18 protein-coding genes and 7 pseudogenes are annotated in these 19,894 nt (G+C 42.2%); 15 read left to right on the forward strand and 10 right to left on the reverse strand.

Translation table 11 applies throughout. From position 1 onward, the window contains the following. Window positions 1-48: 48 nt before the first annotated feature. The 3 genes from TRNA_RS22675 to TRNA_RS22685 are packed head-to-tail and all read left to right on the forward strand — an operon-like array spanning window position 49 to window position 2,713. A complete protein-coding gene (locus tag TRNA_RS22675; protein ID WP_011197494.1) occupies window positions 49-723 on the forward strand; it encodes a hypothetical protein in 675 nt (224 codons plus the stop codon). Then, window positions 701-1,891 carry an MFS transporter gene (locus TRNA_RS22680; protein ID WP_011197495.1) on the forward strand — a complete coding sequence of 397 codons (1,191 nt, stop codon included), beginning with the start codon at window positions 701-703 and terminating at the stop codon, window positions 1,889-1,891. The genes TRNA_RS22675 and TRNA_RS22680 overlap by 23 nt, the downstream gene beginning before the upstream one ends. A gap of 3 nt (window positions 1,892-1,894) precedes the next feature. Further along, on the forward strand, window positions 1,895-2,713 hold the full coding sequence (locus TRNA_RS22685) for a DUF692 domain-containing protein (RefSeq protein ID WP_011197496.1): 819 nt from the start codon (window positions 1,895-1,897) through the stop codon (window positions 2,711-2,713). Between the two features lie 190 nt (window positions 2,714-2,903). Here the strand turns inward: TRNA_RS22685 and TRNA_RS44370 are convergent. Next, a pseudogene (locus tag TRNA_RS44370) lies at window positions 2,904-2,975 on the reverse strand (thymidylate kinase); the annotation flags it as partial. Between the two features lie 34 nt (window positions 2,976-3,009). Between TRNA_RS44370 and TRNA_RS22690 the strand changes: the two are divergent. The 3 pseudogenes from TRNA_RS22690 to TRNA_RS22695 all read left to right on the forward strand — a co-directional run. After that, window positions 3,010-3,318: pseudogene (locus TRNA_RS22690) on the forward strand (CNNM domain-containing protein); the annotation flags it as partial. 125 nt (window positions 3,319-3,443) lie between these two features. Beyond that, a pseudogene (locus tag TRNA_RS44330) lies at window positions 3,444-3,548 on the forward strand (MerR family DNA-binding transcriptional regulator); the annotation flags it as partial. Next, window positions 3,548-3,952, forward strand: a pseudogene (locus TRNA_RS22695) (transporter associated domain-containing protein); the annotation flags it as partial. The pseudogenes TRNA_RS44330 and TRNA_RS22695, both read left to right, overlap by 1 nt. On the opposite strand, the gene TRNA_RS22700 reads toward TRNA_RS22695, so the two are convergent. Beyond that, window positions 3,941-4,174, reverse strand: coding sequence for a DUF255 domain-containing protein (locus tag TRNA_RS22700; protein ID WP_011201541.1), 234 nt, complete (start codon window positions 4,172-4,174; stop codon window positions 3,941-3,943). The pseudogene TRNA_RS22695 and the gene TRNA_RS22700 sit on opposite strands and share 12 nt — an antisense overlap. 320 nt (window positions 4,175-4,494) lie before the next feature. Between TRNA_RS22700 and TRNA_RS44015 the strand changes: the two are divergent. Both TRNA_RS44015 and TRNA_RS22705 read left to right on the forward strand, forming a co-directional pair. Then, window positions 4,495-4,669: pseudogene (locus TRNA_RS44015) on the forward strand (O-methyltransferase); the annotation flags it as partial. A gap of 231 nt (window positions 4,670-4,900) precedes the next feature. After that, window positions 4,901-6,184, forward strand: coding sequence for an MFS transporter (locus TRNA_RS22705; protein ID WP_003178506.1), 1,284 nt, complete (start codon window positions 4,901-4,903; stop codon window positions 6,182-6,184). A gap of 24 nt (window positions 6,185-6,208) precedes the next feature. On the opposite strand, the gene TRNA_RS22710 is transcribed toward TRNA_RS22705, so the two are convergent. Beyond that, window positions 6,209-6,982: a class I SAM-dependent methyltransferase gene (locus TRNA_RS22710; RefSeq protein ID WP_003178508.1), complete on the reverse strand. Its 774-nt coding sequence runs from the start codon at window positions 6,980-6,982 to the stop codon at window positions 6,209-6,211. 167 nt (window positions 6,983-7,149) lie between these two features. Here TRNA_RS22710 and TRNA_RS22715 point away from each other — a divergent pair, with 167 nt between their 5' ends. Next, window positions 7,150-8,022: an SDR family oxidoreductase gene (locus TRNA_RS22715; protein ID WP_003178510.1), complete on the forward strand. Its 873-nt coding sequence runs from the start codon at window positions 7,150-7,152 to the stop codon at window positions 8,020-8,022. 354 nt (window positions 8,023-8,376) lie between these two features. Here TRNA_RS22715 and TRNA_RS22720 read toward each other — a convergent pair whose 3' ends face one another. Continuing rightward, window positions 8,377-8,883 carry a DUF1648 domain-containing protein gene (locus TRNA_RS22720; protein WP_003178512.1) on the reverse strand — a complete coding sequence of 169 codons (507 nt, stop codon included), beginning with the start codon at window positions 8,881-8,883 and terminating at the stop codon, window positions 8,377-8,379. Window positions 8,884-9,120: 237 nt separating this feature from the next. Between TRNA_RS22720 and TRNA_RS22725 the strand changes: the two are divergent. Together TRNA_RS22725 and TRNA_RS22730 are read left to right on the forward strand one after the other, a co-directional pair. After that, window positions 9,121-10,754: pseudogene (locus tag TRNA_RS22725) on the forward strand (Na/Pi cotransporter family protein). 150 nt (window positions 10,755-10,904) lie between these two features. Next, the gene (locus tag TRNA_RS22730; protein WP_003178515.1) at window positions 10,905-11,165 is read left to right on the forward strand and encodes a YiaA/YiaB family inner membrane protein; all 261 of its coding nucleotides are present in this window, start codon (window positions 10,905-10,907) and stop codon (window positions 11,163-11,165) included. A 33-nt stretch (window positions 11,166-11,198) separates the two neighbouring features. On the opposite strand, the gene TRNA_RS22735 is transcribed toward TRNA_RS22730, so the two are convergent. The 5 genes and pseudogenes from TRNA_RS22735 to TRNA_RS22760 all read right to left on the reverse strand — a co-directional run bounded on the left by TRNA_RS22735 (window position 11,199) and on the right by TRNA_RS22760 (window position 14,988). Beyond that, complete coding sequence (locus TRNA_RS22735) at window positions 11,199-11,654, reverse strand: hypothetical protein (RefSeq protein WP_011201542.1); 456 nt, start codon at window positions 11,652-11,654, stop codon at window positions 11,199-11,201. Between the two features lie 69 nt (window positions 11,655-11,723). Continuing rightward, complete coding sequence (locus TRNA_RS22740; RefSeq protein WP_003178519.1) at window positions 11,724-12,170, reverse strand: hypothetical protein; 447 nt, start codon at window positions 12,168-12,170, stop codon at window positions 11,724-11,726. Between the two features lie 701 nt (window positions 12,171-12,871). Beyond that, window positions 12,872-13,291: a DUF2000 domain-containing protein gene (locus TRNA_RS22750; RefSeq protein WP_003178523.1), complete on the reverse strand. Its 420-nt coding sequence runs from the start codon at window positions 13,289-13,291 to the stop codon at window positions 12,872-12,874. Further along, window positions 13,288-14,196 carry a DMT family transporter gene (locus TRNA_RS22755; RefSeq protein ID WP_011197497.1) on the reverse strand — a complete coding sequence of 303 codons (909 nt, stop codon included), beginning with the start codon at window positions 14,194-14,196 and terminating at the stop codon, window positions 13,288-13,290. Before TRNA_RS22755 ends, TRNA_RS22750 begins: the two co-directional genes overlap by 4 nt. Further along, window positions 14,193-14,988, reverse strand: a pseudogene (locus TRNA_RS22760) (AraC family ligand binding domain-containing protein). The gene TRNA_RS22755 and the pseudogene TRNA_RS22760 overlap by 4 nt, the downstream one beginning before the upstream one ends. Before the next feature lie 115 nt (window positions 14,989-15,103). On the opposite strand from TRNA_RS22760, the gene TRNA_RS22765 reads away from it, so the two are divergent. Beyond that, entirely contained in the window at window positions 15,104-15,517 is a 414-nt protein-coding gene (locus tag TRNA_RS22765) for a hypothetical protein (protein ID WP_009330299.1), read from the forward strand. A gap of 61 nt (window positions 15,518-15,578) precedes the next feature. Next, window positions 15,579-16,046, forward strand: a complete 468-nt coding sequence (locus TRNA_RS22770; protein WP_003178531.1) for a helix-turn-helix transcriptional regulator — start codon at window positions 15,579-15,581, stop codon at window positions 16,044-16,046. Between the two features lie 134 nt (window positions 16,047-16,180). Here TRNA_RS22770 and TRNA_RS22775 read toward each other — a convergent pair whose 3' ends face one another. Beyond that, window positions 16,181-16,798 (reverse strand): helix-turn-helix transcriptional regulator, encoded by a 618-nt coding sequence (locus tag TRNA_RS22775; protein ID WP_009330298.1) that lies wholly within the window; start codon window positions 16,796-16,798, stop codon window positions 16,181-16,183. Window positions 16,799-16,936: 138 nt separating this feature from the next. On the opposite strand from TRNA_RS22775, the gene TRNA_RS22780 reads away from it, so the two are divergent. Together TRNA_RS22780 and TRNA_RS22785 are read left to right on the forward strand one after the other, a co-directional pair. Then, complete coding sequence (locus TRNA_RS22780; RefSeq protein ID WP_003178535.1) at window positions 16,937-17,992, forward strand: iron-containing alcohol dehydrogenase family protein; 1,056 nt, start codon at window positions 16,937-16,939, stop codon at window positions 17,990-17,992. A gap of 172 nt (window positions 17,993-18,164) precedes the next feature. Further along, window positions 18,165-19,871 (forward strand): methyl-accepting chemotaxis protein, encoded by a 1,707-nt coding sequence (locus TRNA_RS22785; RefSeq protein ID WP_009330297.1) that lies wholly within the window; start codon window positions 18,165-18,167, stop codon window positions 19,869-19,871. Window positions 19,872-19,894 lie beyond the last annotated feature (23 nt).

Consider the following 19,894-nt stretch of genomic DNA (forward strand, 5'->3'; position numbering starts at 1 on the left):
TTAACGATTTTTTCGTTATCCCTTTTCTCCCTATAAAGGATGAGGTAAATGACTCTTTTAAAAAAACAATATGAAATGTTTAAGTGTGTAACAGATGAGAATTATCTGAAAGAATACAAAAAACAGAATCACTTTGATTGGGTTAATTTTGATTTTTTTAGGAAGTTACATTTTAATAAACGGGCGATTAGGTTTAATCATGTATTTCCTAAAACTAAAGAAAAAACAAGGGAATGGGAAAAGTTTGTTAAGAACTTCTGCAATCAACATAATTATACCGGTCAAAGAGTTGAAGAAGATGCAGACTCTTTTGTAAACTTTCTTTCGAAAAAAAAAGGAAACGAAAGCTATATAGCTCAGCTGGCTAAACACGAATTAAATATATACCTAGTTACAATTGGAAAAGGGAATGGTTTTGTAGATGCATTCTGTTATCCAATTACATGTTTTAACATAACCAGCACAGAGACTAAAAAACATAATTACTTGTATATAAAAGGAAAACAAGGGGTTAGAGTATTCAAGATAGAACAAAGTGTAGCAATATGGATTGAAAATTATAAGAATTTATTATGTATTAAAGAAGCAACTAATCTAACACATAATTCTTTAAATACTCAAGAAAAAAATCAGTTAAAAATTGCTATAGATAACTTTAAAAAATTAGGTCTGTTGGACATATGGAAGAGAGAAAGTATTAATGAAAAGTCTAAACAACATTAAAAATAAAATTGTCATAGTTGGAACAGTTGATAGCCTAGGTGCAGCCATTGTATGGACAGGGTTACCACTTTATGCATATTCGATTACGGGATCTTTTTTATATACATCATCATTATTTTTTACTTCAGCAATAGCCCGTATATTAGCAACCTTTTTTGGAGGCTATTTAGCAGATGTATCATCGAGTAAAAGAATAATGCTAAGATGTTTAAGTATTAATTGGTTTTTTTATTCACTATTATTTTTGGGATTATCACTCGGTTTAACTTGGATTATATTCCCTATCATGTTGATTTCACAATGTTTCAGTACCATATCGATCATGAATCAAAACCTTTGGTTTAATTCACTTTGCTCAAAAGAGACCCTGGCTTCCGAAATAAGTGGTAGAAACTCATGGTTTTTGATTAGTAAAACAGTTGGTTTCTCATTAGGACCACTCATGTATCATTGGCTTAATGCATACTCATTAATTATCAATCTATTAACTATATTGATTGCAATAACATTAATATTAACAATAAAAGATTTAGGTTATGTAAATAATAAAAAGAAAAAAGAGAGCATTTTTTCTTCGTTCAAAGAAGTTTATAAAAATCAATTATTAAAAAGGCTAAATATAATAGAAATTTTAAATGGTTTAACTTTTCCTGTTTTAACAAGCTTATCGATATATATTCTTGAAAAGAATTTAAATGCTTCTTCTCTTATAATTTCTTTGTTTTGGTTGATAGGAGGAGTAGGAGCGATTACGGCTAACTTGATGCTTTCGAGACTTAAATTATTTAAATTACAGTATATTCATCAATTTATAATAAGTTTTGTTCTCGTAGTTGGTGGATTGTTGTTAATGACGATAGCTAGCTATTCTTTTGTCTATTTAATAGGATTTTCTTTATTTACTTTAGGTACCCCTATAATAAATAATTTATTAAGGTCAAAAGTGTTTATTTTCGCCCCAAGTCATATGAAAGGAAAAGTAACATCAGTTATAACGTCTTCATCAGATTTAGGCACTATTATAGCCTTATCATTGTCTTGGATTGTTGTTGAAAAATTCGGGGTATTAATTTTTATGTCTTTTGTTATTTTAACAAGTGTAAGTCGAATATGCCTTTTTTTCTACACTCTACATAAAGTAGAAAATAAAGTTGATGTGGAGGGATAATTCTTGTCCAATTGTATTGGTGTTGGGTTGAGTTTTCGTCAAAATTTTTTTAAGGATTTAGATGTAATTAAGCAGGATGTTGATTTTTTAGAGATTATTTCTGAAAGGTATTTCGATAAAAAGAATGAAGAGGAATTGAATACTATTAGAAATTATTTTCCCTTAATTCCACACGGACTTTCTCTTTCAATAGGAACTTATGAACCTTTATCTAAAAAAAAGGAAAAACAAATATCCAATTTGTTGGCAGAATTACAAATTAATAGCTATACAGATCATTTAGCAATGAGTAGTGTAAAAGATATCGAATTACTCGATTTTTTTCCAGTAATGTATAAAGAAGAAACTTTTGAGTTTTTAATAAACAAATATGATCAATTGAAAAAAGGAAGATTAAAAAATTTGTATTTAGAAAATATAACTTATACCTTTAATTGGCATAACAATGATTTTTCAGAGTTGGATTTTTGGTATAAATTGCTTAATGAAACAAACATAGGTATGTTGCTAGATGTATCAAATTTATATATAAATAGTATAAATCATAAATACGATCCATATGCTTTTTTTGATAAGCTACCTAAAGATAAAATAAATTATTTACACGTAGCTGGATTTATCAGAAATAAGTATGGATTTTTAATAGATTCTCATTCTGAACCTGTTCATAAAGAAGTATGGAAACTAGCCGAGTATATTATTAAAAAAGCTCCTGTCAAGGGGGTCATATTAGAAAGAGATTTAAATTATCAAAATTATCATGATGTGAAAAATGATATAAAAATTATTAAATCACTAGTATATAAATATCAAACTAACTAAATATTGATGATCTTTTGAAAAAGTCGCCAGATTTAGCGGCTTTTTTGTTGCTAAAAAATATTGAAACAGGAATTTAAATGACCACTCTATTTGTAATTCTTACACTCTTTTCTTATTTAATTTTATTTTTATAACCTGGTGCTTTCTTCTTTTATGACACCAAGGCATGTCCATTAGAATAACCAAACTAGCTATACTCAATAGATACGAGTACAGGCTTGTTCTCGCGTTTAGCTTTATCAAATGCTTCTTCTTTTATGGGAGGTGTAAGTCTTACTTTAAAGTAAGACGACTTATTGACAGCCATTAATTTAATTATTTTTGCGGTATTGATTGCTTTAACGGCGTTTTTTGTTGCAACGGAATTTGCGATCGTAAAAGTGCGGGCAACTAAAATTGACCGGCTTATACTTGAAGGGAAAAAAGGAGCGGTATCCGCCAAAAAAGTAGTTACCCATTTAGATGAATATTTATCGGCTTGCCAACTGGGCATAACCGTTACAGCGCTGGGTATTGGATGGGTTGGAGAGTCGACATTCGAAGTGATCCTTCATCCGATCTTTGCTTATTTCAATGTGAGCGAGCAAGTCACACATATCTTAATCTGAAAAAAAGGATTGAATAAACATTAAGTAATCAACAAAAGAAGTTGAATCAAAGACAAACTTTCCTGTGATATTTTCTTGTTGATCTCTTCGCCTCTCTTTACCTCTGCAATAACCGTTATGGTTTGGAGGGATTTGATGGGGCTGGAAAGCTGAAAATCGGCGAGTTGGCGGAAGGAACTAAGGTAACGAAGAGAACAATTGATTATTATACAAAGCTGGGTTTGTTAATCTGCTGACGAAAATGCAAAAAGAGCGAATTCACATTGCTATCTTATTGGATGAGTATGGAGGTACGTCGGGTTTAGTAACAGTTGAAGATATCCTTGAAGAAATCGTGGGAGAAATTAGAGATGAATTTGATGTTGATGAAATTCCGGATATTCGAAAGTTAAAGGATGGTCACTTTATAATAAACTCAAAGCTGCTAATTGAAGATGTCAACGATCTTTTGGATATCAATTTATCTCATGAGGAAGTGGACACAATAGGCGGCTGGTTCATGACTCAAAACATGGATGCAGAAGCTGGTTCTGAACTAGAAGCTGATGGTTATATTTTTAAAGTGCAAAAAATAGATGGGCGGCAGATTCATTTTCTTGAAGTTAAAAGAGAAAAAAATTCAAATCAATAATGATTTAAAAAAAGAGAGCCTGAAACTTTTCAGGTTCTTTTTATTATGGAATACAACCATTGACCAATGACAAGTCGAATAGCCGATGCTGACAAGTACCGGCTTGTTTTCGCGCTTTGCTTTTTCAAAGGCTTCTTCGCCCCACGGGTACCAGTCGACGGGGTTGTGTGCATGCTGGAGTAGGTATGGCGACTTCTCGTTGATTAATCTGTTCGTTGGCATGGGATCACCTGCTTTATAAACGAATTTTTATTCATTATTGTCTTTACATGATTTAATATACCAAATATCAAAAGAAGAGGTTTCTAAGGTTAACTTCTTCTATTTTATTTTATGGAAAGAGAAGCAGACCAACTGTTATTAAAAGAGCTCAGTTAATTCTTAAGATTTTTCGCCCCTCTTTCTTCAGGTTTTGAATTTAAAGTATGATTATAAATTATTCAAAACAAAGGAATGAGACAAATTGGGGCTATATATTGACGGAGAAATAGAAAAGCAGAAGAACCCCTCGCGCCGAAGCGTCTTGTTTGCCATTTTGGTTGTTAATCGTTGCCGATAACGTACTTGCATGCGGTAGTGCACGGACGATAATGCTATGCCGAAGCGACATACCGAATCAATGAAAAAATTCAATCAAGGCGTCGCCGCCCACCCCAATTAGAATCCCTGCTGATTCCGATCGGTGACGGACTGACCGTGTCGCAAGTCAAGAAATAAAAGCACATCATCTGACTAGTTACTGATTCGGTGACTAGTTTTTTTAATGCCCGCAATGCCGCCACAATCTAAAATCGGAATATGATAAATTCAGTTCATAAAATGTTGAAGGGGACATGCCCTTAGCAAATTGACAAAAGGTTCTTTTGTAGTAAAATTCAAACTATTCATAAACGAAAGGAACCGCCGTGATTGAAAGCGGGGACAAATTTTAAATAAGAAGGTGTTGAGGTGGCGGGGTATTCTGAACGAACGGTTGAGAGTTACATAGATTCTCCGGATCGATTAAAGAGATTGTACAAAAGAGTATTATTCATCGTGAGTCTGTCGCAGATTTTCGGCGGTGCGGGGCTGGCTGCCGGGATTACGGTAGGCGCCCTGTTAGCAAAGCAAATGCTTGGGACGGATGCGTTTTCAGGAGTCCCTTCTGCCTTATTTACTTTAGGATCGGCAGGAGCCGCTTTCGGCGTCGGGAGACTTTCTCAGCGTTACGGGCGCCGCACGGGCTTAACCGCCGGCTTTATGGTCGGCGGGATCGGCGCAATCGGGGTCGTTGCTGCGGCCGTGATCAACAGCATCATATTGTTGTTCGTTTCCCTGCTTATTTACGGAGCGGGCACAGCGACAAACTTGCAGGCGCGGTATGCCGGCACTGACTTGGCTGATAAAAAGCAGCGGGCTAAAGCGATCAGCGTCACAATGGTGATGACAACATTTGGAGCGGTTGCGGGCCCCAATTTGGTGGATGTCATGGGGAAATTTGCTTCGATCATCGGCGTTCCGCCACTTGCGGGACCGTTTATTTTATCGGCGGCAGCTTTTATTCTGGCAGGGCTTGTGCTTTATATTTTGCTTCGGCCGGATCCGTTGGAGATCGCCAAAAAAATCGAAACCTATAGACAAGAAAATAAATTAGCAGACGAATCGAAGTCTGCCGGTGCTTCGGACGATCAAAAGGGGATTACAATTGGTGCCGCTGTTATGGTGCTTACCCAAATTGTGATGGTTGCGATTATGACCATGACGCCCGTTCATATGCAGCACCACGGACACAGCTTGGGAGATGTCGGGATCGTGATAGGTTTTCATATCGGTTCAATGTATCTTCCGTCACTTGTCACAGGGATTCTTGTTGATAAAATTGGCCGGACAGCCATAAGCATCGCCTCAGGGGTGACCCTGCTGCTCGCTGGTGCAGTGGCGGCGCTGGCTCCCAGCGATTCGCTCGTTTTATTGATCGTTGCCCTTTCGCTGCTTGGATTGGGATGGAACTTTGGATTAATCAGCGGAACTGCACAAATTATCGATTCGACCGAGCCTTCAACACGTGCGAAAGTGCAGGGAACGCTTGATGTTTTGATCGCATTGGCGGGGGCTTCCGGCGGGGCTCTTTCCGGAATGGTTGTCGCTCATTCAAGCTATGCCGTGTTATCCTTGGCGGGCGGGCTGTTATCCTTGGCTCTGATTCCAGCCGTCATTTGGCCGCGAAGAAAAACAAATACTCAAAAAGGGTAGGAAAAGGTCTATCGGATTCGGGGCCTATCGGACATCGCCGCCGGGCTTTCTTAATTTAAAAACGATGAAATCGGGGCACCTGAGATCTTCTTCAAATGAAGGGTATTTTTTCAGCATCTCTTTTGACGGTCTCGGTTCCTCGACCGCTTCTAATTGAAAGCCGGCTTTGATGATCGTATTGATATAGCTTGTCAGTGTTCTGTGAAAAAGAAACATTTTCTCCTCGCCGCCCAGCGGCTGCTCATATGCGCCTTCGTAAAAATACCGATCAACGTTCCAATGGAGCTTTTGGCCGTCTTTGGTTCTTTCCCATCCGCTTTCCGGGGTGACGAAACAAGGGTGTAATATTGAAAAAATAAAGCATCCTCCATCTTTTAATAACCTGTGCATTTCCTGAAACGCTTTTTCATCATTTGCGAGGTCTTGGATGACCATATTCGATATGATGATATCAAAGCTTTGCTCATCTAAAAAATGCAAGTCCTCACAATTGCCGTGCCGATAATGAATGTGCAATCCGTCCGGCGTTCTTTCCTTGGCGATCTCAAGCATTCTTGTCGAATAGTCAACCGCCGTTACAACTGCTTCGCGGGCGGCCAGCATTCTGCTTAAATATCCTTCTCCGCACCCGGCATCCAGCACTTTTTGATTTTTCACCGTTTCAATGAGAGAAAAGATGACGGGGTTCAAAAAGACTTCTTTATGTATATCGCCTTGTTCAGTATGGTTTGCAGCATAGCTATCTGCAAACCGGTTCCATCTTTGAATGGCTTCTTCAGTGGCAGCGTTTTTTCTCATATCACTTCCTCCTTTTGACATGATCATACCACAAACCATATTACGTTTTAGCCAGGTTAAAGGACATTCCTGTTGACAAAGCAGCCTATTTGTAATTATGATAGTTACATCAAGTGTAACGAAATTTGTTACAGATCAAGATTAAAACATTCAGGAGGAATTCGAATATGAAAATGCTAGTAACGGGGGCAACCGGAAAATTAGGATCGAAAATTGTGGAAAAGCTGCTGGAAACTGTACCGGCGGATCAGCTGGCGGTCAGCGTGCGCAATCCGGAAAAAGCGGAAGCGCTGCGGGCGCGCGGGGTCGATGTGCGCCACGGGGATTTTGACCGCCCGGAAACATTGGAATCCGCATTTCGAGGCATTGACCGTCTGCTGATTATCTCTGCCGATGGAGACAATGAGACGAGAATCCGTCAGCACGGCAATGCGGTAGCTGCCGCAGAGCGCGCCGGAGTTCGGTTTATCGCTTATACGAGCATTGCGAATGCCCGCGAAAGCAAAAACTTCCTTGCGCCGACTCACAAAGCAACTGAAGAAGCGATTTTGCAAACGGGGATTCCATACTCCTTCTTGCGCAATAACTGGTACTTGGAAAATGAAATGTCGAGTATTCAAGGCGTTTTGGCGGGAGCCCCTTGGGTGACATCAGCAGAGAATGGCAAAGTGGGCTGGGCGCTGCAGCAGGATTACGCGGATGCAGCGGCAGCGGTTCTGTCCGGCGAAGGCCACGAAAACACCGTTTACGAACTTTCAGGCAAACTATTAACTCAGGAAGAAATCGCTTCAGCCCTTGGGGAAGTATTGGGCAAAGAAGTTCCCGTTCAGCATGTTGACGATGCTGCCTATCGCGATATCATGAAAAATGCGGGTGTGCCGGATTTTCTGATTCCGATGGTTGTCGATATCCAAAAAGGCATTCGTGAAGGCACACTTGAAGTCGAAAGCGATGATTTTGAAAAAGTGCTCGGCCGTCCGCTCACGCCAATTAAAGAAGGATTGGCTCAAATCGTTGCAAGAATCTCAGAAGCGAAATAATGATCAATAGGATTCGAAAGAGTGATGAACAGAATTACAGTGTTCATCACTCTTTTTTTAAAAGATAGATCAAAAAAGACTCGCCACAATCACCGCACATACTTTATAGCCTAAGTTACTTTTATTAAAATAAGTAAAATATCGACTGAATTCCAGAGCTAATGATGAAGGAATAAAAAGACAGGCATGTGCGGCTGCTTGAGAAGAAAAACTGAAAGCTGATGGCAGCGCATGAATTTGCAGTGTGTATTAACTTGTAAAGAGCCTCGATAGTAGCCTCTGTTTGGATTGCGGCTCATCCATCATCCCCCGCGACAGTTTCACTATTAAAACTCACAAATATGCACCTGACCGTTATTTGATTTTCCTTTGCTGTATTAAACCTATGGCCACAAGCATGACAGTGCCGAGTAAGGCAATCGGAAGAAACCACCCGCCAAATCCGCTTCCCCAGTCTAAAGCGATTGACACGGATTCAATTAATATGAGAGAAAAAATGATTAAGCATGCATTTTTTAAGCGGTTGATCAACTTTCGGCTGAGCAGGTAGAAGTGTTCAGCGTTTGTTTCATTCAGGCGCTTTGGATGATTGTGAATCTCAGGGTGCTTTTCTAGGAACTGCATGAACAGAAGGATAATTAATCCGATTCCCGGCAATATGAAAAGCTCCCATTTTGACCCCCAGCGATCCACTTCACCGAGTGCGTTGTAATGTGCAGGCACCTTTTCGGGGAGCGATCCCCAGACAGCGGCCAATAGAATGATCGATCCCAGGTAAAAGAAATAGCCAAATGCGTTCCAAACCCGTTCCCCTTTTGTCTTTTGAATGTTGATCTTAGAACCGTCGGCTCTGTTCTGCATATGTAACCCTCCTTAGTTTTAAATACGGTTTGACCTATGAAAAAGTTCGGGATTTTCGCCAGCTGGAATGGGGTATATTTGCGGTGAGTCCAGGCAATGTTAAGGGAATGTAAATCATCAGCCGGCAATGTTAAGTTATTGTAAATTTTCGATTTGAATCGTTTACATAGGCTTTAATCTCCATCATAATCATAGTGTTTGGTTTGTAGATTTATGTCGAATTAGGGGGGCACGACTTTGGAAATAGATGTGCAGAAATTGCTTTTTGAATTCATTGGAGGTCTCGGGATCTTTCTTCTCGGTATTAAGTTTATGGGAGAAGGACTTCAAAAATCAGCCGGAGATAAGCTGAGAGACATATTAGATCGTTTTACAAGCAACCCTCTGATGGGTGTTTTGGCAGGTATGATTGTCACGGTTTTAATTCAAAGCAGTTCCGGCACGACCGTTATCACTGTCGGTCTTGTCAGCGCCGGCTTTATGACCCTCCGCCAGGCGATCGGCGTCATTATGGGTGCGAACATCGGAACGACGGCCACAGCCTTTATTATCGGCTTTGACGTTGGGGCATATGCGCTTCCGATCATCGCCATTGGTTCATTTTTGCTGTTTTTCTTAAAGAGCAAAAAATTTCAGAACATCGGACAAATTCTGTTTGGATTTGGTGCGCTTTTCTACGGCTTGGAATTAATGAGCAGCGGGATGAAGCCGCTCCGGACGGTTGAAGCTTTTCATGATTTAACAGTCAGCATGAGTGCGAATCCTATTCTCGGCGTGCTCGTCGGCACCCTTTTCACCGTTCTCGTCCAAAGCTCAAGTGCAACGATCGGGATCCTGCAAGGGCTGTTTGCCGATTCATTAATAGATCTAAACGGCGCTCTGCCTGTATTATTCGGAGACAATATCGGTACGACGATTACCGCTGTACTGGCATCTCTTGGCGCCTCAGTGGCAGCCAAACGGGCCGCGGCCGTTCACGTATTGTTCAACCTGATTGGAACAGCGATTTTCCTGATCTTGCTGAAGCCGTTCACAGCTTTGATTTTAATGCTTCAATCCTCTTTAGGGCTGGACCCTAAGATGGTGATTGCGTTTGCCCACGGGATCTTTAATACGTCGAATACGCTGATTCAGCTTCCGTTTGTCGGCATATTGGCTTTGATCGTTACGAAGCTGATTCCAGGCAAAGATTCGGTTGTGGACTATAAAGCAACACATCTTGATCCGCTGTTCATTCAGCAGTCTCCTTCAATTGCGCTGGGACAGGCGAAAGAAGAAGTATTGCGCATGGGTGAATTTGCGGTAAAGGGACTTGAGGAAACAAAAGAGTTTTTTAATACAAAACAGGCAAAACATGCGCAAAGCGCTTTTCAAATAGAAGATGCGATCAACAATTTGGACAGGAAGATAACCGATTACTTGATCGAATTGTCCGCCACTACGCTTTCTGAACAAGAATCTGAAGAACATCATATGTTAATGGATACTGTCAGAGACATTGAAAGAATCGGCGATCACTTTGAAAACTTGGTTGAGCTTGGTGAGTACCAGCAATCCAACAGGGTGAAAATTTCCGAAGCGGCAATGGCTGATTTAACGGAAATGCTTGACCTGACCATTTCCACTGTTAAGAGTCCATCACCGCTCTTGGGGAAAATAACGAAGATGCCGCAAGACGCGTAGTCGAAAAAGAAAATCAGATTGATAAAATGGAACGCAAGCTTCGCAAAAAGCACATTCTTCGCTTAAACGACGGATTATGCAGCGGACAAGCCGGCGTGATCTTCGTCGATATCACCAGCAACCTGGAAAGGATCGGCGACCATGCCGTCAATATTGCTGAAGCTGTTTTAGGCGAAGAAAAGCATTAAAAAACCGGGAGTCATTCCCGGTTTTTTATTTTGTGGGCCTTTTTTATCAAGGTGTTACATATTTACTAAATTGCGAGAAAAAAGGAAGAGAATTCTTCTTCTGGAGACGTAAATCAAGTATAATGGTTTTATTCTTTAGGAGGTATTAAGATGCATAAATACAGAAGAAGAAACACAACGGCCTTTACGGTTATGTCATATTTCACATTTTTCGCGGGAGTCTTTTTATTTGGTATCGGGCTATACAATGCGGACAATCTGCAGCTCAATGAAAAAGGCTATTACATAGCCGTGATGATTTTAGTGGCGGTCGGCGCGATTTTGACCCAGAAAGTGACGAGAGACAATGCCGAGGACAATGAAATCATTGCGGAGCAGGAGAGAAGACAGAATTTGTCTAGCGGCGAGTAAGCATAAAAAAAGCATCTTTAGGGATGCTTTTTTTTAATTTGAAATACTTTTATATTTATTTTCCAAAACGAAATCAATCATTCCAATAATTTTTGTATGGTTCGTTTTTTTTCTAAAGTGTAAAAAGTTTTGTTCTTTGTTTCTTTGAGATTTAGTGATCGTGCCGAACACCCAGATGGAGCTCATGATAAGTAATATCGATAACAAAGCCGGAAAATAACCTTTTGAAACGTCGGGTAAAATGGAATTGGCTTGACCCGAACATACAGTAGTTACAATGGAGGCGAATATGGAACTGGCGAGCGAAGCTTTGATCACGTGGCTGATTTTTAGCGTAGGACCTGAAAAATAAACTTTCAGCCGGTTTAACGTGGATAAATCTTGTTTTTCGAGGTATGCCATCAGCTCTTCATCGTTTTCAGCTTTCGATAACAATAGAGTTTCAGCGGTTTGTTTTGTTTCTTCGAATAGTTGTTTGTCTGTTTGCATGTCTTGGTCTCCTTCTTATTTAGTTTGAATGATAGAGAATCAAAGCAGAGGTGAATGTTCCTCTGCTTTCTAATTGAATTCCTTTTTAAAGCGTTCATCTAAAATGAAATCAATCATACCCGTGATTCTGGAATATTCCGCTCTTTTTTGGAAGTGCAGGATTGTTTGCATCGGTCCTTTTCGCGAGGAGATCAGCATCTTGACGATCCAAAGAAAAGAGAAGATCAGATAGAACATGAAGAAGAATGAAAATAGCCTTGAAAGACCATGGTTGAGGGAGGAGATCTGACCAGATAAAAAGGCCGCCATAATGACAGCAGTCATACTGCTAAAAAAAATCCCTTTAATCAAATACGTTAATGTAAAACTTGGATTTGAAAAATAGATTTTTAGCTGATTTAATGTAACAGATTCTTGATTTGCAAGGTATGTAAGCAGCTCTTCGTCACTTTTGTGAGACTCAAGAAGTTTGGCTGTATGTTCAGCTTTTTGAAATAATTGTTTTTCGTTTCTCATTGGATTGTCACTCCTATTCATAAAAAACATGAGATTTTATTGGTTCGGTATATTTTTTAATGCCTTTTTGTATTTTTGTTGTAAAACATAATCAATCATTTTTACGATACGTGCAAACTCGGCTTTCTTGGAAAAGTGTGTAATGAATTGAATCGGCTTTTTTTTCAGGATGACAAGCTGTCTAAGCACCCAGAATAAACACCCCGTAAATATGACAGCTAATATTATAATGGAGATGCCGGAAATGAAAGGGAATATCGAATCTGCTTGACCAGAAAGAATTGCAGTTATGAACGAAGCCAATATTATACTGAAAAATGCTGCACTAAGTTTTAAGGGTTTTGGCTGTTTTCTGCGTTTCAATGAATACTTGTTTGTCTGTGTTCAATGTTAATGCCTCCACGATACTTGATATATATTAAAGATTAGAAAAACTGCATAAATATATTATATTATGTATTTATGCAGTTTTCATTAAATAAGGAAATTAATGAGATATTAGTTCGCCAAATATTGCAAATAACACAGCAGACAACGCCGTGCCAATAGCGATTTCAGCACGCTATTACAACAGCTGCATCCCCGATTGTTCTTCTTTTCTTTCATTATGCTTTCACTAATAGATCTCAAACATATGACATAAAAAAATACGGAAATTGACTCCTTCACTAAATGAAGCGAAGTCAATTTCCGTATCTTGTTTATCTCAACAGCCCCAAGCTTCCTGTCAGCCGCGCAACTTTTTTCTTATCCCCGCAAATGCCGATTCCAAAATAGCGGTAATCGGAAGCTGCGGTGCTTTGAAATGCCTCAATATATGCTTCATATGTATGAATGCTTTGCGCTACATCGGTGAAATCAACCGTCAGAATATCGTTGAATTCGTCGGTCAGCAGCTTTTGACTTAATTGATGAAGCAGCTCGGCATTGCCTTTTAAAATGGGGATTGGGATTTTGACGATACCTAAATGGTCGATTCCCGAGCCGTCTGTTACAGTTTCTCCAATCAGATCGGGTTTGTTTTTGCCGAGGGCCGCCCCCAGGATGGCAGCTGTATTGGCGATTAGCCCGAGCGGCAGGCTTTCATCGATGATCAGTGCGCATTTTGTCTCTTCCCTCAAATTTGTTCCTCCTTCAGCTGCGGTTTTGGTTTTGTTTCAGAAATATAAAGGCCGGCCAATGTGAGCGCTCCTCCGCAAAAAGCAACCCATGTCAGTTTTTCTTGCAGAATGATAACGGATGCCGCAATAGTGATGACGGGCACCATATAGATATAAGCGCTCGTTTTTACCGCTCCAAGCACACCGACCGACCAGTTCCATGTCACAAAGCAAAGCGCAGATGCGCCCGCGCCTAAGAATAGGATGTTCAACCAATTGACGGGGGAGGAAAAAGGGCTTGCGTCGAAGCGGAAATCAAACAGGAACAGAGCGGGAACCATGAATAGCAAACCGTACAGAAAGATCCGCTGTGTGCATTGGATTGTATGGTAACCGAATGTGCTGATTTTTTTCATCAAAATCGCATATGCCGCCCAGACGAATGCGGAGGCAGCAGCGAGAATGTCGCCGAGCGGATTCAATTTAAGCATCATTTGTCCATTAAAGAAAATGAGCGCAAGTCCAGTGAAAGCGGCGGCGAACCCAATGAAAAAGCGGGGCTCCAGCTTTTCGCCCGAAAGGAGAAAATGCGCCAATACCGCGGTGATCATCGGAATAACCGCGACGATCATGCCGGCGTTTGAGGCGTAGGTAAGAGTAAGCGCGATGTTTTCCAACAGAAAGTAAAGCGTCACTCCGCATAAACCTGCTCCCGCAAACAGCGCTTCTTGCCTCCAGCTCCGGAAAGTCAGCACATGCGGATGCACCATGATCAGCACAATCAACCCGATGAGAAAACGGTAAAACAATATATCTACGGGCGGGAAATCCTCGAGCAGCACCTTTGTTGAGACAAAAGTAGTACCCCAGATGATGATCGTGATCACAGCTGCGAGGTGTCCGGCGGTTTCGCGTCTTGTCTTCATCCTTTGATCTCCTGCCTGTCATATTCAAAAATTTTCATATATTGTTTCGGCGTCAGCCCGACCTGCCGCTTGAAAAATTTCGTCATATGGCTCTGATCACTGAAGCCTGTTTGGAAAGCCGCATCGATTGGTTTTACGCCTTCTTCCAACAGCTTCTTCGCATGATTGATACGAACGGTTTCCAAGTAGCTGTAGGGGGAAATTCCTTTCTGCTTCGTAAACGACCGCAGGAGGTGATACTTGCTCCAGCCTGTCAGCCTGCTTAAATGTTCAAGCGTAATGTTTTCCTGGTAATGGGATTCCAAATAACTGCACACCGCTTTGACTTCGTCGGACGGTTCAGGTGCATTTTCAAGAAACGTGACAAAGCTCCTCTTTTTTCAAGGCTTTTTCTTTTTGCAATATTTGAATGTGTAGCTCCTTCAAGCTGGCGTTCAGCTCATGGCGGAACAAGACATTCTCCGTGAAATATGGGAGGCTGTCGGCCCCAGTGATCTCCTTCACAAATCCTCTCATAACATCAGGCATCACGTTAATGCAGCGGTAATCGAGCGCCTTTCCGTCAATCTGCTCGCAACTGTGCGTGTCATAAGGATTGAAAAGCACGAGAGCGCCTTGATTAATGATGTATTCTTCTCCCTTGCAAAGCAAATAGCGCTGCCCCTTCTCAATAAAACCAATCACAAAATACTCGTGGAAGTGATTCGGAAACTTCTGGATAATGCCTTTAAAGCGGTAGGCTTCAACATTTAGATCAGGGTCGAGGAAAAGCGTGCGGGTTTCATTTCGCATGGCGGGCCTCCTTGGTGTGATGATGTTTAAGTTTATCATGTTTATGGGAGATTTCTTGTATGATGTTGCTTAATGAAAAAAAGGATACAATGGAAGAAAAAAAGAGGTACTGAAAGTGAAAAAGAAATGGATTGCATCAATTGCCTTCACGATGATGCTGGGCATCGGAATCACGATTTACTGTCTGTTTTTTGAACATAGCAAACTGAGCGAACTGACTTCAGACGGGGAATGGGAGCTCTCGTATTCTAAAGAAAGGGGAGATCAATATTGGAATGGCTATGTTTCGAAGAAAACGAGTGAAGATGCGGAGTTAAAGAGAGTCGTGTTTTTTGTGAATGGAAAAGAGACGGTTGATTACGAAAAGGATGAGCAAGAGGAAGGCGGAACACATTCTGATATAGTCAATGTTGTCTGGTTAGGTGATGCCCCAGAAAAAAGTGAGCAATTTGAAGCTGTCGTGGAAAGGAACCAGAATGGTGAATATCATAAGGAGAGGATTAAACTGACAGCAAAAAACGGGTTATAAAGATTGAACCATTGTAACTTTTGGTGTAAAATTACACTAAAAGTTACAATGGAGGTTCTCCATGGATAAAGAATACATAACCGAACTGATCTCATCCAAATTAAGATTAATCCGGGCGGAAAGCGGCTATACGCAGGAGAAAATGGCGAACGTGCTCGGGATGTCGAAGAAAACGCTCGTGCAAATCGAAAAGGGCAGGTCGGCTGCGGGCTGGGCGCATGTTGTCGCGGTATGCGCGCTTTTTCGGAACAGTGAAGTGCTGCAGGCCGTCCTCGGGGATGAGCCCCTTGAGGTGGTGGAGACTGTTGCTCACCGAAGCATCGACAGACCAAAAGGGAAGACGCTTGGCGGAAAGGTGTGGTGGCGGGACATTGAGAAAAAAGGAGAGTTTCGCCTTCAGCAAAACTTGATTTCTCACCATTACCGCATCTTGGATTCGTATGACGACCTATGGTTCAGCACGTTTGAAAAGCAGGATGCAGTTGCGCGTTTGGACGAGCTGTTAAATGAGCAGGACGGGGTGGAATGATGAAAAAGATAGCAGAGGCATCAAAATCCTCTGAATTGGCTGGTCTTGATCCCCGCAAGACAAGACACGGGGAATAACACTGCGTGTCTCATCTGGGGAATCGGACGTGAGAACAGTTTTCGCCCGCCTTATTCTCACTCCAGCACATCATCAAGCAGCTTCCACATCAGCTCCCTCCGGTTTCCTGCGCCCGTCTTCAAAAAAAACGATTTCAAGTGGTCTTGAACAGTGTAAGCCGATATATGCAATTCGTCTCCGATGGCTTTTGTTGATAGTCCGCGGATGACCCGGTAAGCGATGTCTTTTTCCCGGTCGGACAGGCTGTAGGCTTCCGCTATCAGCGGAATGGTTTCTGCGGGTGAAGCAGGCTCAAATGAAACGGCGATCTGGCCTGACGGTCCAAATCCGTCTAAACGGCTCGCTTTAATGGATAGGCAGGAATGGCCTGGAATCGAGATGACCGTTTTTGCCGGAGCTGTAGTTTCAGCCGCTGCGCGCGTGCAGACGGCTCGGACGGGTCTCGGCACGGCTTCGCTGCCGATGCTTTCCCAGCCGCGCAAGATGTTCAGCCAATGGAGGGCCGCTCGATTGCATGACAAGAGCTGCAGGTCTTCCGACAAAATCAGAATGCCTCCGACATGTTTCATGTGAAACACGTCTTTTTTTGGCAGATGGTGTCTGAATTGCTGAAGATGCCGGCCGATAAGCGGTGCAAGAGAAGCGAGCAGGCTCTGATCCTTTTCTGTAAACACCGGCTGTCCACTTTTCCTCAGGCAGTGTGAGGTGTATCCCAAGCACTGCCCCTTGCTGAGCGGTTTGTGATATCGTTTGACATCTTGTTAGAAAGTGAGATGATAAATATTAGAAAAGAATAGAAGGAGTGGGGAAATATGCAGCCTGAAGATATTGTCAGAAGCGGTCCAAACCAATACGTTTGCAGAGAGGGGATCGTGAAAGAACTGCCGTCATTTGCGAATGCATTCGAACGTCCTGTCATCATTTCAGGGGTTAAATCGTTTAAAGCTTTTACACGTTATACGACACCTCCAGCCGATTGGAAAGTCGTTCAGCATACGGGCTGCAGTTCCCTAAATAAGATTAAAAAAGCAGCAGAGGAAGCAGAATCAGCAGACGTCATCATAGGAATAGGCGGGGGAACCGTCTTAGATACAGCGAAGGCAGCCGCCGATTTGCTGAACATTGAAGTCATGACGATTCCGACGATCCCGGGAACATGTGCGGCAAGCACGCCGTTAAGCGTCATCTATGACGATGAAGGTAACTTTTCGGGCGTCCAATATCAGAAGCGCTCCAGCTATTTGACACTGGTCGATCCGCTGCTGCTTCTCTCTTCACCGGTCGCTTATGTGAAAAGCGGAATCGGCGATACGCTTGCGAAATGGTATGAGGCAGAAGCGATCATCAGAAATACGGCCGATTCGCTTTCTATCATGGTTCAGACAGGGCTGAGGCAGTCTGTCTATATTCGGGATATTTTGTTGACAGAAAGCCTGAAAGCCATAGAGAGCCTTGAAAAAGGCGAATCCTCCCCAGCTTTCACAAATGTCCTCGAAGCGGTCATTGCGCTGGCAGGCACAGTAGGCGGATATGCGGGCCGCTACGGCAGAATGGCCGGGGCCCATGCCATTCACAACGGCTTGACGTTCATCCCCGAAACCCATCGTGTGCTGCACGGCCAAAAGGTAGCCTACGGGATACTGGTGCAGCTTGCTTTAGAAGGGCGGACAGATGAAATAGCCGAACTGATTCCCTTTTATGAAGGGCTCGGTTTTCCGAGAAGACTTAGCGATTTGGGCATTTTAGAAAATATTGAAGCGGCCAAACGGATCATCGCCGCCCATGCCGCGCGTCCGGATGAATCTTTATGTTTGATGGGATCTTTTCATGAAGCGGATGTGATTGCGGCGATAGAGTCGCTTGAATAAACCCGGTTTTATACGCCTTTGAACTATTCAAAGGCGTATTTTATTTTTAGCGACTTCTTGAGAAAAAAACCACTCTTGTAAACAAGGTCTTTATCACTATATTTTTGTAAAAAAGTATCAGCTGCCGCCGATATAAATAAAAACTACTTTGTTTGGAAGAAGGGGGAGCAATGTGAAAAGCCCAAGATGGAACAATATCACAATCGGCGGCAAATACGGCATTATTTTCTTTGTGATGTTAACAGCGTTTTTAACATCCGTTTTGATTACATATGGTCTGTTAAAAGATACGAGCCAGACGGTTCAGGATACGAAATCGAAAAATGAAACGGCCGTTCAGTCGGCAAAGCTGATGTCCCTATATCAAAATAAATATTTGCACATTCCGGAGTACATCATAAACGCCCAGGATGAAAAGCTGACCGATTATATGAAGTACAGCCAGGAATTTGCCGATACGGCCAAAAAGCTGAAAAAAGAGCTGCATTCGGATGAGCAGCTTGACATGTTCGATCAAATCATTGAAAACAATCATTCACTGGATGAGTACTTTTTCAGCGAAATTGTTCCCAACGTGCAGCAAATCAACACCGAGAAATTTTTAACCCTTCAGAAAAAAGCGAACAAGCTCAAAGAGGAGACGATGACGTTAGGCGAAAGCTTGAAAGAAAACGCTGTCAAAACCAATGTTGAGTCAATTGGACAAGCCCAATCCAATATGACGAAAACCATTTATATTTTAGGCGTCTCAATTCTGATTTCGGCGATTGTGTCGGCGGGACTCCTGATCATTGTCAGCCGGCAGATCAAGAAAAATCTGAAGCGTGTTGTGGCAGCAAGCGAAGAAATTGCAAAGGGTCATTTGAACTTTGAAGCCCTTGATTACAAAGGAAAAGATGAAATCGGCCAGCTTTCGCAAGCGGTGAATCATATGGGCGGAAGCCTGCGTGAGATGATCGTCGAAGTATCAGGGATCGCAGCCGAAGTCGACAAGCAATGTCTTACGTTTACGAGCGTCTCGGCTGATGTCAGAGAAGGAAGCGAACAGATCGCTGTCACCGTTGAAGAATTGGCAAACGGGGCCACGAATCAGGCAAATGAAGCAGCTAATATTTCCGAGCAGACACAGGAGCTCACCGGGCAAATTCAGCACGCTCATGAAAGCGGCGAAACGCTGGCCCGGTTTTCAAAAGAAGTGCTTCACGTGTCTGTCGACGGCGACAAACAGATGGCTCAATCATTGGAGCAAATGAATGTCATCAATCATGTAATGGAAGCATCCGTAGAAAAAGTCAGTGTGCTGGAGGAACAGACACAGTCAATCCACAAGCTTGTCGAAATGATAACAGGTATGGCCGAACAAACGAATTTGCTCGCATTAAACGCGTCCATAGAAGCGGCAAGGGCCGGCGACGCCGGAAAAGGGTTTGCCGTTGTAGCCGGCGAGGTGAAAAGACTGGCTGAAGAAGTGAAAAGCTCTGTCGGCAGCATCACCGAAATCGTCACGGCGATTCAAACCGAAACATCTTCCATGGCCGGTGATTTAAAAACCGGTTTTTCAGAAGTTCATAAAGGAAAAAACCAGATTGAGACTTCCGGCCGATACTTTTCAGAGATTAAAAATAAAGTGACGGATATGGCTGGCCGTGTATCGGACATTTCGGAGGCATTATCGCATTTCAGACGTTCAAGCGAGGAGATTAACGGCTCGGTCGAGCATATCGCGGCGATTTCCGAAGAAAGCGCGGCCGGTTCTGAAGAAATTTCAGCGTCCGTACATGAGCAAAGCGGCTCGATTGAAAAGATGGACGAAAGCGCAAGGCTTCTGGGAGAGATGGTTGAACGGATGAATGTGATGATCAAACGGTTTAAGCTCTGATGCCGATACAGAATGGGGGGTTT

The sequence above is a fragment of the Bacillus licheniformis DSM 13 = ATCC 14580 genome (assembly GCF_000011645.1).
Lineage (GTDB): Bacteria > Bacillota > Bacilli > Bacillales > Bacillaceae > Bacillus > Bacillus licheniformis.